Origin of the sequence: Burkholderia sp. EMB26, from assembly GCF_024730645.1 — a bacterium.
Taxonomy (GTDB): Bacteria; Pseudomonadota; Gammaproteobacteria; order Burkholderiales; family Burkholderiaceae; genus Burkholderia; species Burkholderia cenocepacia.
Map to the genome: position 1 here is coordinate 1,978,449 of NZ_CP078071.1, position 15,061 is coordinate 1,993,509.

Annotated in this window: 12 protein-coding genes; 1 reads left to right on the top strand and 11 read right to left on the bottom strand. The window is 69.4% G+C overall.

Annotation, left to right across the window (positions count from 1 at the left end):
- Window positions 1–20 precede the first annotated feature (20 nt).
- On the bottom strand, window positions 21–1,253 hold the full coding sequence (locus KU887_RS25685) for a diaminopropionate ammonia-lyase (RefSeq protein WP_058903553.1): 1,233 nt from the start codon (window positions 1,251–1,253) through the stop codon (window positions 21–23).
- Between the two features lie 185 nt (window positions 1,254–1,438).
- On the opposite strand from KU887_RS25685, the gene KU887_RS25690 reads away from it, so the two are divergent.
- A complete protein-coding gene (locus tag KU887_RS25690) occupies window positions 1,439–1,915 on the top strand; it encodes an Lrp/AsnC family transcriptional regulator (RefSeq protein WP_006485043.1) in 477 nt (158 codons plus the stop codon).
- 67 nt (window positions 1,916–1,982) lie between these two features.
- On the opposite strand, the gene KU887_RS25695 is transcribed toward KU887_RS25690, so the two are convergent.
- From KU887_RS25695 to araG, 10 genes are all read right to left on the bottom strand, one after another.
- On the bottom strand, window positions 1,983–3,707 hold the full coding sequence (locus tag KU887_RS25695; protein ID WP_200063907.1) for a tannase/feruloyl esterase family alpha/beta hydrolase: 1,725 nt from the start codon (window positions 3,705–3,707) through the stop codon (window positions 1,983–1,985).
- Window positions 3,708–3,740: 33 nt separating this feature from the next.
- Window positions 3,741–4,889 carry a porin gene (locus KU887_RS25700; protein ID WP_043204478.1) on the bottom strand — a complete coding sequence of 383 codons (1,149 nt, stop codon included), beginning with the start codon at window positions 4,887–4,889 and terminating at the stop codon, window positions 3,741–3,743.
- A gap of 68 nt (window positions 4,890–4,957) precedes the next feature.
- Window positions 4,958–6,163, bottom strand: a complete 1,206-nt coding sequence (mhpT, locus tag KU887_RS25705; protein WP_258255892.1) for a 3-(3-hydroxy-phenyl)propionate transporter MhpT — start codon at window positions 6,161–6,163, stop codon at window positions 4,958–4,960.
- Between the two features lie 225 nt (window positions 6,164–6,388).
- Window positions 6,389–8,290 (bottom strand): feruloyl-CoA synthase, encoded by a 1,902-nt coding sequence (locus KU887_RS25710; RefSeq protein WP_200038580.1) that lies wholly within the window; start codon window positions 8,288–8,290, stop codon window positions 6,389–6,391.
- Window positions 8,287–9,735: an aldehyde dehydrogenase gene (locus KU887_RS25715; protein ID WP_258255895.1), complete on the bottom strand. Its 1,449-nt coding sequence runs from the start codon at window positions 9,733–9,735 to the stop codon at window positions 8,287–8,289. Before KU887_RS25715 ends, KU887_RS25710 begins: the two co-directional genes overlap by 4 nt.
- Before the next feature lie 71 nt (window positions 9,736–9,806).
- Complete coding sequence (locus KU887_RS25720) at window positions 9,807–10,637, bottom strand: p-hydroxycinnamoyl CoA hydratase/lyase (RefSeq protein ID WP_006494300.1); 831 nt, start codon at window positions 10,635–10,637, stop codon at window positions 9,807–9,809.
- A 235-nt stretch (window positions 10,638–10,872) separates the two neighbouring features.
- Window positions 10,873–11,376 (bottom strand): MarR family winged helix-turn-helix transcriptional regulator, encoded by a 504-nt coding sequence (locus tag KU887_RS25725; protein ID WP_034203131.1) that lies wholly within the window; start codon window positions 11,374–11,376, stop codon window positions 10,873–10,875.
- 102 nt (window positions 11,377–11,478) lie between these two features.
- A complete protein-coding gene (locus tag KU887_RS25730) occupies window positions 11,479–12,387 on the bottom strand; it encodes an SMP-30/gluconolactonase/LRE family protein (RefSeq protein ID WP_048988851.1) in 909 nt (302 codons plus the stop codon).
- Between the two features lie 56 nt (window positions 12,388–12,443).
- Entirely contained in the window at window positions 12,444–13,469 is a 1,026-nt protein-coding gene (araH, locus tag KU887_RS25735) for an L-arabinose ABC transporter permease AraH (protein WP_006485094.1), read from the bottom strand.
- Window positions 13,470–13,505: 36 nt separating this feature from the next.
- A complete protein-coding gene (gene araG, locus KU887_RS25740) occupies window positions 13,506–15,053 on the bottom strand; it encodes an L-arabinose ABC transporter ATP-binding protein AraG (RefSeq protein ID WP_048988855.1) in 1,548 nt (515 codons plus the stop codon).
- Between the last annotated feature and the right edge of the window lie 8 nt (window positions 15,054–15,061).

Sequence of the window (15,061 nt, forward strand, 5' to 3'; positions counted from 1 at the left end):
CACGTCGGTCGTCATGTCGTTCAGGCCGCCACCGCCACGCGGCTCAGCCAGTCGCGCTGCCGCGCGAGCACCGCGTCGGCCGTCTCGCCGACGCAATGCCGGTACACGGACGGCGCGGTCGCCCCTTCCGTGTTGATCGCCAGCACGCGCGCATTCGCATCGAGCCCGACCTGCCGAGCGAGCGCCGGGTCGCGCATCAGCACGTCGAGCCCGGCCACGCCGGCCGCGCCCGATTCGCCGGCGACGACCGGCACGTCGCGTGCGCTGCCGGCCGCGAGGCCGCGCATCGCCTGCACCGCGTCCTCGTCGTCGATCAGCATGAAGTAGTCGATGCACATCTCGAGGAAATCCCACGCGAGCGGCGACGCCTCGCCGCATGCGAGCCCGGCCATCACCGAATCGACGCTGCCGGTCGCCTTCGTCGCACGGCCGGCCAACGCGCTCTGGTACAGGCAATCGGCCTGGCGCGGCTCGACGACGACGAAGCGCGGCCGCTGCACGCCGTCGCGCTCCCACAGGTAACTCGCGACGCCCGCGGCGAGGCCGCCCACGCCGCCTTGCAGGAACACGTGCGTGAACGGCCGTCCGTCGTCCTCCGCGGCCTGTGCGGCCGCTTCGGCGGCGATCACGCCGTAGCCCTGCATCACGTCGCGCGGAATCGCTTCGTAGCCGTCGTACGACGTATCCGACACGACGTACCAGCCGTTCGCCTGCGCGAGCTGCGCCGCGCAGACGACCGATTCGTCGTAGTTCCCCGCGATGCGCACGATCCGCGCGCCGTAGGCCGAGATCGCGCGTTCGCGCTCGGCGTCGACGTTCGCATGCAGCACGATCACGCAGCCGCAGCCGATCGCGCGCGCGGCGGCGGCCAGCGCGCGGCCGTGATTGCCGTCGGTCGCGCTGATCACCGTCAGGTCGGCCAGCTCGGACGCGTAGCAGCCGGTGACGAGCCCCTGCGGATCGAGTTCTTGCGTGCGGCGCAACCGCTTCACGAGCCGCACCAGCGCGATCGGCGCGCCGAGCGCCTTGAAGCTGCCGAGCGGCGAGCGGCACGACTCGTCCTTCACGCTGACGCTCGCGACGCCGAGCCGCGCGGCCAGATCGGGCAGCGCGCGCAGCGGCGTGCGCGCGTGGCCGACGAGCGGCCAGTGCGCGAGCCACGCGCCGCTTTCGTCGGCCGACGCGATGTTCATCACGCGGCGCAGCGCGTTCGGGTAAGCGGTGCGCGACGCGCGCGGGTTGGCGATCAGCATGACGAAAGGCTCCGGATCGGGACCGCGCGGGCGGTCCGTCGGGTGGGTCGGGTCGGGTCGGGCAGGCGCGGGTTGCGCTTGCCGTCGGTTGGAAAAATAATATTGCGCATGCCGGTCAACAAAATCGCCAAATCGATGGCCCAGACGCAAAAATTTCTCATTCTTCCGAGGTTCGACACACCGTCATGACGACCCCTCTCGATGCGTTCGATCGCAAGTTGCTGATGGAAGTCCAGCGCGACGCGCAGACGCCGCAAGCCGAGCTCGGCGCGCGCGTCAACCTGTCGACGGCCGCGGTGAACCGGCGGCTGCGGCGCCTCGCGGAAGATGGCGTGATCGAGCGCTACACGGCCGTCGTCGCGCCGGACAAGGTCGATCATCCGCTGACGATCGTCGTGAACGTCGAGGTCGAGAGCGAGCAGATCGACCAGCTCGACGCGATGAAGCGCGCATTCGAGCGCTGCCCGCAGATCCAGCAGTGCTACTACGTGACGGGGGAATGGGATTTCGTGCTGATCCTCGCGGTGCGCAACATGGATCAGTACAACGCGCTCACGCGCGAGCTGTTCTTCGCGAACAACAACGTGAAGCGGTTCAAGACGCTGGTGAGCATGAGCCGCGTGAAGGTCGGGCTCGACGTGCCGGTCGATGCCGGCGAGTAAATGAATGAGGCCATGAAGCGGCCGGCACATCGTTGCATGCGCCGGCCGCCTCCCATCGACGGCTACGTCAGCGACAACTGAAGCTCGCCGCCGAATTCACGTCGCCCGAGCCGTTGTAGCGCGCGACCTGCGGATACGGGCACAACGGCCGCGTGCGTCCCGCGCCCCACGACGCGGGCACGTCCGCGTTCGGCACCGCGTTCGTCGTGTCGCGCGCGGCGGCCACGATCGCGGCCGGCGCCTGCCCCTGCTCGACCCACGCGACGAGCGGCGTCAGCATGTCGAACTGGTCGGCCGCCGGCCCGCCCGAACAGTGATTCATCCCCGGCACCGGATAGAAGCGCGCGAAGTCCGACGCGTCGCCGCCGTTCGCCTGCGTGACGTTCGCATACCAGTCGCGCGTGTCGTTGAACGAGAACACCGGATCACCCGTGCCGTGATAGACGAGCAGCTTCGCGCCGCGCGCCTTCAGCGCGGCGAGGTTCGTCTCGTCGGGCGGCGTCATGAACGACCATGACGATTGGGTATAAACCCCGTTCGTCGCGAAGATCGCCGGCGCATCGTTGTCCATGTCGAAGCCGAGCGCGAAGCCGGGCAGGTTCGCGAGCGCCGCGGCGGTTTTCGGCGGCGTCATGAACGTGAACGCCATCGCGGCCGGATCGAGCGTGACGGAATTCGACTGCTTCCACCCGGCCCAACCAGGGCCCGAGATGCCCGGATCGTACGGGAAGCTCGCGTAGAGCGCCGTGCCCGCGCTGTTGCGCGCACCGGCGAACACGTTCTCCAGCGCGGTTTTCTGCGCAGGCGTCAGGCACGACCCGGTGCGCGTGCCGTTCGCGCAGGTCGGGATGTCCGTGTCGACGCTGAAATGCGTCTGGCACGCGGCGACGTCCTGCACCATCCCGTCGGCCGCGCCATCGAGCGCATCGCATTTCTCGAGAATCTTCGCGCCGACGAACTGGCGCTCCGCATCGTTGAAACCGCTGCGGATATCCGGCAGCCCGTTCGTTCCGGTGGCCGACGCGATCTTCGCGAACTGCTGCGCGCCATACATCTCGCCGATCGCCGCCTTCGGCAGATGGAAGCCCGGATCGCCCGCGATGATGCCGTCGTAGTCGGCCGGGTTGCGCACCGCCGTGACCATCGCGTGACGGCCGCCGTTCGAGCAACCGCCGAAATAGCTGCGATCGGGCGCCTTGCCGTACGCGAGCCGGATCACCTGCTTGGCCATCGGCGTCAGCGCGTCGACCGCGCCGTAGCCGTAATCGATCCGCGCCTGCGGATCGAGACCGAACAGCGGATTCTGCGCAGCGCTGTGCCCCGAATCCGAGCTGATCACCGCGAAACCCTGGTTCAACGCGTTGGTCAGCGGGCCGCCGCCGCCGATCTCGCCGGTCGCGGTCACGACGTTGCCGTCGAGCCCGCCGTTGGCCTGGTAGAAGAAGCGGCCGTTCCATGCTTTCGGCAAACGCATCTCGAAGCCGATCGCATAGGTCTTGCCGTCCACCGCGCTCACGCGCTCGTTCATCTTGCCGGCGATCACGCAGTGCTCGGCGACCGGCTTGCCGGCCACCGTCAGCGTGCCGGCCGCGGCGGTCGTCACCGACGTGAACGACGTGTTCGCATACGCGAGCTTCGCGGCGAGCGCGTCGCAGGTCTGCGCCATCGCGGCCGGCGTCGCGGCGCTCAGGTGCGTGGGCGCGGCGCTGACCGAATCGTCGCCGCCGCACCCGGCGAGCATCGCGGCGGCAGACAACGGCGCAATGCAAAGGAATGCAGATTTTCTGTTCAAGATAGCTCCCGTTCGGTTCGTCACGCCAGTGAATCAGAACATGTGCCGCATGCCGACCATCGCGCCGAGCTGCCCCATCCCCGCGCCGGGCGTGGTGCCGGGCCCGCCGCCGCTGACCGAGTAGCGTGCATGCGCGCTGTTCCACAGATACGACGATTGCGCATAGACGGCCGTGCGCTTGGTCAGCAGATAGGTCGCGCGCAGCGTGGCCATCGTCGCGCGCGTGTCGTGCGCGGAATTGACGATCCGGTAGCCTTCGCCGTCGACGATGAAATCGGGCTTCACCGCATACGACGCGCCGACGAAGAACAGGTCCGAATGCGCGCCCGCCGCCGCCGGCGAACCGGTCGACACGCGCCGCCCGATCCAGCCCGCGCCGATCTTCGCGCCGGCCGCTTGCGCATACGCGCTCACGTGGGTGCGCGCATCCTTGCCGCCGCTGCTGGTGAAGGGAACGGGCGCCACGCCGTCGAAGAAGTTCGCGGCCGCGCCGGTACCGCCGCGCTGTTCCTCGTACGACGCCGCCGCACCGAAGTACGCGCTGTCGTACTTGAGCATCACCGACCAGTTGCGGCATTGCACCGCGTCGCCCGGCACCTGCCCCGCGCACGTGCCCTGCCCCGGCGAGTTGCCGGTGCCCGCGCCGTCGCGGCCGAACGAATACGCGGCGCCGAGCGTCACGCCGCGATACGTGCCGAGGTAGGTCACCGCATTGTCGGCGCGGCCGTTCGGCACGTACGCGTCGAACGAGCCGAGCCCGTAGATGTCGGGGCCGATGATGTCCGCGCCCTGCAGCGCGAGATAGGTCATCGTGTACTGGCGGCCGAACGCGAGCGTGCCGAAGCCGCTCTTCAGCCCGACGAACGCCTGCCGCCCGAACAGCCGGCCGCCCTGGCCGAGATCGCCGCCGCGCACGTTGAAGCCGCTTTCGAGCGTGAACACCGCCTGATAGCCGCCGCCGAGATCCTCGCTGCCGCGCAGCCCCCAGCGCGACGGCAGTTCGCCCGTCACGCCCGGCATCCGCACCACGTGATCGCCGGCCGCGTTCGCGTGCGACACGAATTCGACGCCCGTGTCGATGATCCCGTACAGCGTCACGCTCGACTGCGCGTGCGCGCCCGGCGCGGCGAGCGCGCAGCACGCGCCGGCGGCCAGCAGGCCATTCCTTGTCTTCGTCTTCATTTCGTTGCGTCTCCAGACCATGTTGAATCGCGCGCTCTGACGGCGCGCATCGAAAAAACCGGGCAATGTCAGTCGCCGGCCCGCGGGCGGCGGATCAACAGCAGCGCGGCCACGGCCGCGACCAGCGTGACGGGGATGCTCGCGCCGATCACGACCGGCGCGCTGCGGCCGGCGGCCAGCAACGTCGCGGCCGCGAGCGGGCCGACGACGGAGCCGAGCCGGCCGACGGCGACCGCTGAGCCGACGCCGGTCCCGCGCATCGCGGTGGGGTAGTACATCGCGGCCAGCGCATACAGCACCGACTGGCCGCCGACGACGAACATCCCGGCCGCGAACGCAGCCGCCGCGAGCGACGCGAAGCCGGGTGCGGCCGCCAGCGCGGCGAGCGACAGCACGATGCCGACGTACATGCCGCCGACCACGCGCGACGCGCGCATCCGGTCGAGCGCCGCGCCGATGCCGAGCGCGCCGAGCCCCGCGCCGACGTTGAACGCGATCTGCACGAGGCCGACGTGCGCGCGATCGAGCCCGCGCGCGGCCATCAGCGACGGCAGCCAGTTCAGCAGGAAGTAGAGGACGATCAGCGTGCAGAAGTAGCTGACCCACAGCGCGAGCGTCGACGTCGTACGGCCATCGCCGAACAGCGTCCGGGCGACGCTGGCGCGCGCGGCCTGCGTGCCCGCGACGTCGAGATACGCGCGCGATTCCGGCAGGCACCACACGAGCAGCGGCACGAGCAGCAGCGGCCCCAGGCCGCCGACGTAGAAGATGTGGCGCCATTCGGTATCGCCCGCGAGCAGCACGCCGATCAGCGACGCGATCACGCCGCCGAACGGGATCCCGCAGTACATCGTCGCGACCGCGCTGCTGCGCGAGCGCGGCTCGACCGCTTCGGACGACAGCGCGATCAGGTTGGGCATCGCGCCGCCGAGGCCGATACCGGTCAGCACGCGCACGACGACGAGCATCGCGAAGCGCGAGACCTGCGCGGTCGCGATCGACAGCAGCCCGAACAGCACGGTCGACGCGATCAGCACGCGCTTGCGGCCGATCCGGTCGGCGAGCCGCCCGCCGAGCATCGCACCCGGCAGCAGCCCGAAGGTGCCCGCGCTGAATGCGATGCCCATCTGCGATACGGACAGCCCGAATTCGCGCGCCATCCGCGGCGCGGCGACGCCGACCGACTGCAGGTCGAGCCCTTCGAGGAGGGCGATCGCGAAACACAACGCCAGCGTGGTCGCGACCGTGGATTTTTCGGCAACGTAAGTGTTCATGTCTCCAGTCCCATGTCTTTGTAGTCGGTCGGCCGTGCAACGACCGTCGCGCGCCGCCGCCGGCCAGTGGCGGTTCGGCGCGCGAGGTGTCGAATGAAAGGTCGCCTTTATCAGGCAACCTGATTCACTGGCCGCAAGAATGCCCGCCGGTGTCGTGGCCGGCCGGTCGTTGTGCCTGCTTGTTGTTGCTGACTGCTTGCTGCTCGTTGCTGCCCGTGCGTGCGCTTACGCGTAAATCACGTCGGGATCGCGCCGCGCCGGGTCGTACAGTGCTTCGATCGCCGCCGCGCGATGCTTCTGCACGGCCGCCTGGTTCAGCGAACCCTTGTCGGTCACCTCGCCGAGATCGAGCGACGGCGGCGTGTCGATCAGCCGGATTCGCGCGACGAACGTCGACCCGCCGCTCGCGTTCCGGTTCAGCGCGGCAAGCCACGCCGCGAACGCCGCGCGCACGGCCGGCGCGCGCAGCACGTCGGTCACCGATGCATCCGCGGCGAGCCCTGCCAGCGCACGGCACGCGTCGACACGCGGAAACACCAGCAAGCCGATGTCGTCGCGATTGATCCCGGTGACGACCACGTCCTGCACGTACGGCGCGCCCGTCGACACCGCATTCGCGCGCAATGGCCCGACGCTGACGAACGTGCCGCTGCTCAGCTTGAAATCCTCGGTCAGCCGCCCGTCGAACAGCAGCCCGAGTTCCGGCCGCGCCGGATCGGCGAAGACGCCTGCGTCGCCGCTGCGGTAGTAGCCTTCGTCGTCGAACACGTCGCGCGGATCGACGTCCGCGTGCCAGTAGCCGCGCATCACGTTCGGCCCCTTGAAGCGCAGTTCGTGCTTGCCGCCGCACGGCACCAGCTTCGCGTCGCAGCCGGGCGCGGGCAGCCCGATATACCCGGCGCGCATCAGCGGCCCCGTCGTGAACAGGCACGACGGCGACGCCTCCGTCATCCCGAGGCCGGCCATGATCCGGATGCGCTCGCCGCAATGCGCTTCGGTCACGCGATCGAGCCGGTCCCACGCGGCCTGCGACAGCCCCGCGCCGCCGAAGAAATACAGCTTCACGCGCGAGAAGAACGTGTCGCGCAATTCGGCATCGCGTTCGAGCGCGGCGGTCAGTTCCTCCCAGCCCTTCGGCACGTTGAAGTAGATCGTCGGCGCGATCTCGCGCAGGTTGCGCACGGTTTCGTCGAAGCGGCCGGGCACCGGGCGACCGTCGTCGATATACAGCGTGCCGCCGTTGTACAGCGCGATGCCCAGGTTGTGGCTGCCGCCGAACGTGTGATTCCACGGCAGCCAGTCGACCAGCACCGGCGGCTCGCGCGTCAGTTCCGGCATCGTCTGGCGCAACATCTGCTGGTTGCTGCACAGCATCCGGTGCGTGGTCGGCACGGCCTTCGGCTGCTTCGTCGAGCCGGACGTGAACAGGATCTTCGCGAGATGGTCGGGGCCGACCGCCTCGTGAATCGCGTCGATCGTGCGCGGGGCGGTAGCGAGCAGGCGCGACAGCGGCACCGCGCGGCCCTCGGCATCGACATCGGCATCGTGCGCGACGATCAGCGCCGCATCGGCCGGCAACGTCGCATCGAGCGCCCGCGCGAACGGCGCGCGTTCGGCGACGAACACCGCGCCCGGCCGCAGCACGCCGAGCGTGTGACGCAGCTTGCCGTAGTCGGTCGACACCAGCGAATACGCGGGCGAGATCGGCGAGTACGGCACGCCGGCCAGCATCGCCGCGAACATCAGCTGCAGATGCTCGAGGTCGTTGCCGGACAGCACCGCGAGCGGGCGCTCGGCCGACAGCCCGAGATCGACGAGGCCCTGGCCGAGCGCGCGGGCGCGTTCGAGCATCCGCGCGTACGTGATCTCGATCCAGCGGCCGTCGGCACCGCGCCGCGCGGCCAGCACGCGGTCCGGATGCGCTTGCGCGCCGCGCACGAGGCAGTCGGTGACGCGAGTCGGATAATCGCCGAGCGGTTCGCGCGAGCGCAGGTACCAGGTACCGTCGTCGGCGCGGCGAATCTCGGCCGAGCCGACCGCGACGGCGGCCGCGCGATAGCGCACGGCGCCCGTGTCGTTCATCGGGCCGCTGGCGGGCGTCTCAACATTCATCGTCGGCTCGCTCATACCGGGTAATGCCGTGGCGCGGTCTGCACGGTGATCCAGCGCAGCTCGGTGAATTCGGCGATCGACGCGCGGCTGCCGAAGCGTCCGTAGCCGCTCGCCTTCGTGCCGCCGAACGGCATCTGCGCTTCGTCGTGCACGGTCGGCCCGTTGATGTGGCAGATCCCCGATTCGATTCGGCGCGCGACCGCCATCGCGCGCGCGACGTCGAGACTGAACACGCTCGCCGACAGCCCGAACTCGCTGTCGTTCGCGAGCGCGACCGCTTCGTCGTCGTTGTCCGCACGCAGGATCGCGACGACCGGCGCGAACGATTCCTCGCGATACAGGCGCATCTCGGGCGTCACGCCGTCGACGATCGCCGGCTGCATCGTCGCGCCTTCGACGCGGCAGCCGAGCGGCAGATGCGCACCGTGCGCACGCGCATCCTCGACCAGCGACGCCGCGCGCGTGGCGGCCGACGCATCGACCATCGTGCCGAGCGGATGGCCGGCCAGCGGATCGCCGGCAACCAGCGTGCGCGCCTTTGCGGCGAGCCGCTCGACGAGCGCATCGGCGACCGGCCGCGCGGCGATCACGCGCTCGGTCGACATGCAGATCTGCCCCTGGTTGAAGAACGCGCCGAACGCGATCGCGTCGACGGCTGCATCGAGATCCGCATCGTCGAGCACCAGCACCGGCGCCTTGCCGCCGAGTTCGAGCAGCACGGGTTTCAGGTGCGCGGCCGCGTGGCGCGCGATGATGCGGCCGACGTGCGTCGACCCGGTGAAGTTGATCCGCTTCACATGCGGATGCGCGATCATCCGTTCGACAAGCGCCGGTGCATCGGCCGCCGCGTGCGTGATCACGTTGACCACGCCGGCGCCGAGCCCGGCGTCGTCCAGCACCGCGCCGATCAGCGCGTGCACGCCCGGGCACGCCTCGGACGCCTTCAGCACGACCGTGTTGCCGCACGCAAGCGGCATCGCCAGCGCCCGCGTGCCGAGGATCACCGGCGCGTTCCACGGCGCGATGCCGAGCACCACGCCGCACGGCACCCGCATCGCGAGCGCGAGATTGCCCGGTACGTCGGACGGAATCACGTCGCCGGCGATCTGCGTCGTCATCGACGCGGCCTCGCGCAGCATGTTCGCCGCGAGCGTCACGTTGAAGCCGATCCAGCCGGGCGTCGCGCCCGTTTCGGCGACGCCGGTCGCGATGATCTCGTCGATGCGCGCGTCCATCAGGTCGGCCGCCTTCAGCAGCAGCCGGCGGCGCTCGGTCGGCGCGAGCGCCGCCCATGCGGGGAACGCGCGGTGCGCGGCGTCGATCGCCGCGTCGGCGTCGGCGCTGCCGGCCGCCGGCGCGCGCGACGCAAGCGCGCCCGTCGCGGGGTTGAAGCGGTCGAAGGTGCGGCCGTCGCGGGCGGTGCACCACTCGCCGCCGATCAGCATCCGTCTGTCGGTCATGTCGTCTCCTGCCTTGCCTGTCTCTTGCGATTACGCCGGCGGGGAAGCCGGCGGCTGCGTCCGCGCTTGTATCAGCGCTTGTAGGCTTGCAGACCCGGCTTGATCGCCTTGTCGTCGAGGAACTGCTTCAGCCCCTGTTCGCGGCCGCGCTCCGGGTCGCGCAGTTGCGCCTGGTCGAGCTTCGCATACAGGTAATCCTCGCACTGCTCCCACGTGAGTTCGCGCGAGCGCTTGAAGCCGTGCTTCGCCGCGCGCAGCACGACCGGGTTCTTGTCCATCAGCCGTGCCGCGAGCGCGATCGTCGCGTCGCGCAGCCCGGCGAGCGGCACGCTGCTGTTCACGAGGCCCATCTCCGCTGCTTCGACGCCGGTGAACGTGTCGCCGGTCATGATGTAGTGCAGCGCGCGGCGGTGTCCGACCGTGTCGGCCATCGCCTTGCTGACGAGGTTGCCGGGCGGGATGCCCCAGTTGATCTCCGACAGCCCGAACACCGCTTCGTCGGCCGCGATCGCGAGGTCACACGCGACGAGCGGCGAGAACCCGCCGCCGAAGCACCAGCCGTTCACCATCGCGATGGTCGGCTTGCCGTACATCCGCAGGCGGCGCCACTGCCATTCCGATGCGTCGCGGCGCACCTTTTCCTGCAACGCGTCCGGGCCGCCGTCGATCTCGCGGAAATACTCCTTCAGATCCATGCCGGCCGTCCATGCGGCCCCCGCGCCGGTCAGCACGAGCACCTTCGCCTCGTCGTCGAACTCGACCGCGTCGAGCACCTGAAGCATCTCCTGGTTCAGCGTGGGGCTCATTGCGTTGCGCTTCTCGGGGCGATTCAACGTCACCCACGCGATGCCGGCCTCCACTTTCACTTCAACGGTCTGCCAGCGGTTGTCGTACTTGCTCATGTCTGTTCCTGTCGTTCGTTTCCAGTGCGATTCGGTGCGCAGCCTGCGTGCTGCGGACGACTTCATTTAATATCAGGCTACCTGATATTGCAAGCGGCACGAGCGCCGGTGTAAACCCGGAGCGGAAACCGGAGAATGCGGCGGGGAAATCAGGGAGCGGTCGAGCGATCGCCGATGGCGCGGACGAAGCGCGCACGGGCCGAACGGGCCCGCGTCGTGAAAATCGGGGAGGCGCTCAGCCGCGCAGGTTGCGCGAGAACAGTTCGAGCGCGCGCTGCACGTGCGCGGCGTCGTCGGCCGGGATGTCGCCCAGCATGCGGGCCTCGAGCGGGCGCAGCACGGCTTCGCATTCGCGCAGCATCGCCGCGCCTGCGTCGGTCAGCTTCAGCAGGATGATGCGGCCGTGCGACGGGTCGGCTTCGCGCGTGACGAAACCGCGGGCGGCCATCACGCTCATCACCTCGTTCGCCGATTGCGGCGTGATCCACGAGCGCTCGGCCAGTTGCGCGTTCGACGATGCGCCGCGCGCCTCGAGCACCGACAGCGCCGTGTATTGCGCGAGCGTGATGCCGAGCGGCGCGAGCGCGTCGGTCATGTGACGGCGCAGCAGCCTGTCGAGGCCGCCGATCACGTAGGTCAGACGTTGTTGCACGCGCGCTTTCGGCTTGTCGCCCGTGGCGCGGGCGGCGTCCTTCGCGGCGGGTTTCGAACGGGCGGGCTTGGTCGGGGTGGAACTCATGGCGCGTGCTGGATGGAATTGCGAGCCATCTTACCAGCACGCGAAACGTCGTTCTGTCCGGTTGTACGCGACACGCGCGGTACGCGCGGTCGGCTGCGGCGGTCAGCCGTGCGACGCGCGCCGGCCCGCGAACCGCGCGGTCGGCAGCCCCGCGTAGCGCGTCTGCGCGACGAACACGCCGCCCGCGTGCACATCGCCGGCCAGCGCGTCATCGCTCAGGTCAACACGCGCACTCGTCACATACAGCCGGCCTTCACCGTCGATCGCAACGCAGCTCGGCTGCGCGGTCGGCACTTCAACGCGATCCGTCTCGACCCCGTCCGGCCCATAACGCACCACGCGCCTGCCGCCCCACTGCGCATTCCACAGCCCACCGTCGCGATCGACGATCGACCCGTCCGGATCGCCATTGGCATCGATCAGCCGCGCGAACGGCCGCACGTTCGCGACGTCGCCACCCGCACGGTAATCGCACACGAAAATCTCGCGCACCAGCGAATCGCAGAAATACATTTTCGAACCGTCCGGCGAGAACCCGATGCTGTTCGCGATCGCGGCCGGCGGCAACGCGAGCCGTTCGAGCGTGAGGTCGGGATTGAGGCGATAGAACCCGCCGACCGCGCGCGGCGGTTCGGCGCCTTCGTCCTTCATCCCGAACACGAATGCGCCGGCCCCGTCGCAGCGCCCGTCGTTGAGCCGCGTCGGCAAGTCGGGCTCGACGTCGACGATCCGCGTGAACGCGCCGCTGCGCAGGTCGAAGAACGCGAGATGGGTCGCGAGCCCGACGAGCAGCACGTCCGGCTCGTCGGTCAGCGCGAAGCACGCGAGCCGTTCGGGCATCGCCCACTGCGCGAGGTCCGAGCCGTCCGCGCGGCAGCGCCACAGCCGCGCGCCTTCGATGTCCACCCAATACAGCGCGTGCGTCCTGTCGCACCACGTCGCGCCTTCGCCGAGCGTGTTGCGGCTGTCGGCCAGCAGCGTCGCCGACGCGGCCGGATGAGTCTGTTGCATGCCGTCTCCCGATGTCTGATCTGTCGCGTTCGCGGGCGGCCGCGCCATCACCGAAATCAGATCTTCATCGCGCGCCGCTGGTTGCGACGATACTGGTCGAACAGCACCGCGAGCAACAGAATTCCGCCGCGTATCAGATATTGGTAAAACGTCGGCACGTTCAGCAGGCTCATCGCGTCCTGCACGGAGCCCATGATCAGCACGCCGACCAGCACGCCGGAGATCGTCGCGACGCCGCCCGTCAGCGACACGCCGCCGAGCACGCACGCGGAGATCACGCCGAGTTCGAGGCCGACCGACGTCTTCGGGTCGCCGAGGCTCATCCGCGATGCGAGCATTACACCGGCGAAGCCCGTCACGAGCCCTTGCAGCACGAACACGGCGATCTTGATGCGCATCACCGGCAGCCCCGCGAGCAGCGCCGCCTCGCCGTTGCCGCCGACGGCCAGCACGTTCTTGCCGAACACCGTCTTGCGCAGCAGGAAACCGAACACGACGAAGCCGACGATGTTGCTCCAGATCGGATACGAAATACCGAGGAACGACCCGCCGCCGAGATCGAAGAAGCGCTCTTCCGAGATCATCACCGCGTCGCCGTTCGACGTGATGAACGCGAGCCCGCGCACGACTTCCATCATCGCGAGCGTGACGATCAGCGAGTTGATCCGGTAGCGTGCGATCAGCACGCCGTTCACGAGCCCGACCGCCCCACCGGCGAGCACGCCGGCCGCGATACCCAGCACGACGCTGTGCGTCGCGGTGATCAGCGTCGACGCGACGACGCCCGAGAACGCGACGATCGACGCGACCGACAGGTCGACCTCGCCGAGCGCGAGCACGAACATCATCGTCACCGCGATCGAGCCGATCAGCGTGACCGACAGCAACAGGCCCTGGATGTTGCGCGGCGTGAGGAAGTCCGGCACGGTCATCGACAGCACCGCGAACAGCACGAGAAACACCATCACGATGCCGGAGCGGTTGATCAGCTGCCACACGCCGCCGCGTGGCCGCGCGGGCGTGGCCGCGGCCGCGGCATCCGGGGACGGGGAAGTACGTTGGGGTTGCATTGCCTGGCTCATATCAGTTCACTTGCTTTCCGGTTGAACAGCACGCCGCTAGCGCGGCAGCGCGAGCTTGATCAGCGCATCGGGCGTCGCGTGCGCCTTCGCGACCTCGCCCGCGACCCGTCCTTCCTTCATCACGACGATGCGGTCCGACACGCCGATCACCTCGGCCAGATCGCTCGACACGAGGATCACGGTGCGGCCCGCTTCCGCGAGTTCGTAGAACAGGTTGTAGATTTCCGCGCGCGCGCCGACGTCGATACCGCGCGTCGGCTCGTCCATCAGGAACACGTCGATGCGCTCGGCCAGCCAGCGCGCGAGCACGACCTTCTGCTGGTTGCCGCCCGACAGCGCGCCGATCGGCGTGTCGCCGTCGCGGGTCTTGATCGCGAGGCGCTCGATGTATTGCTGCGCGAGCTCGCGTTCGCGCCGCCCGTCGAGCAGCACGCGCGCCGGGCTGAAATGACGGCGCGCACTGATGTTCAGGTTGTCGGCCACCGACGCGATCGCGACGATGCCTTCCTGCTTGCGGTCTTCCGGGCACAGCGCGATGCCGGCGCGCACCGCGTCGCGCGGGCTGCCGAACGCCACCCGCTTGCCGTTCAGCTCGACGTGCCCGGCGCTCGGTCGCACCGCGCCGTACAGCAGCTTCATCAGCTCGGAGCGGCCCGCGCCGACGAGCCCGAAGAAGCCGACGATCTCGCCGCGCCGCGCGGTGAACGACACGGGCTCGGCCAGCCCCGGCCCCGCCAGCCCCTTCGCTTCGATCAGCACGTCGCCGGCCGCACGCGGCCGGTAGCCGTACACGTCCTCGATCGAACGGCCGACCATGCAGCCGATCAGCCGGTCGCGGTCGAGATCGGCGACGGAATCGAACGTGTCGATGCGGCGACCGTCGCGAAACACCGTCACGCGGTCGCACAGTTCATAGACCTCCTCCATCCGGTGCGTGACGTAGATGATCGCGCGGCCTTCCGCGCGCAGCGCGCGGATGATCCGGAACAGCTGCGTGGTTTCGCGCGCGGACAGCGAACTCGTCGGTTCGTCGAACGCGATCACGCGCGCGTCGCGCATCAGCGCCTTGCCGATCTCGATCATCTGGCGCTGGCCGATCGACAGATACTTCACCGGGATGCCCGGATCGATGTGCTCGCCGAGCCGCTCCAGCGCATCGAGCGCGCGCGCGGCGAGCGTGCGCTCGTCGACCACGCCGAGCCGGCTCGGCAATTGCCCGAGCATCAGGTTTTCCGCGACCGTCAGCTCGGGCACCAGATGCAGTTCCTGGTAGATGATCGCGATGCCGGCCTCGAGCGCCGCGCGCGTCGACGCGAAGCGCTGCGCCGTGCCGTTCAGCGTCAGCGTGCCGGCCTGCGGCTGGTTCACGCCGGACAGCACCTTCAGCAGCGTCGATTTCCCCGCGCCGTTCTCGCCCATCAGCCCGTGCACCTCGCCCGCGCGCACCGACAGCGACACCGCGTCGAGCGCCCGCACGCCCGGAAACGTCACCGTGATGCCGTCGAGCGCGAGCAGCGGGCCGTCCGGCCGCATGCCCGCTTCGGCGTCGTGGCCGGACGCGGCCGTGATCGTCTGCATCGTCATCGCGTTCT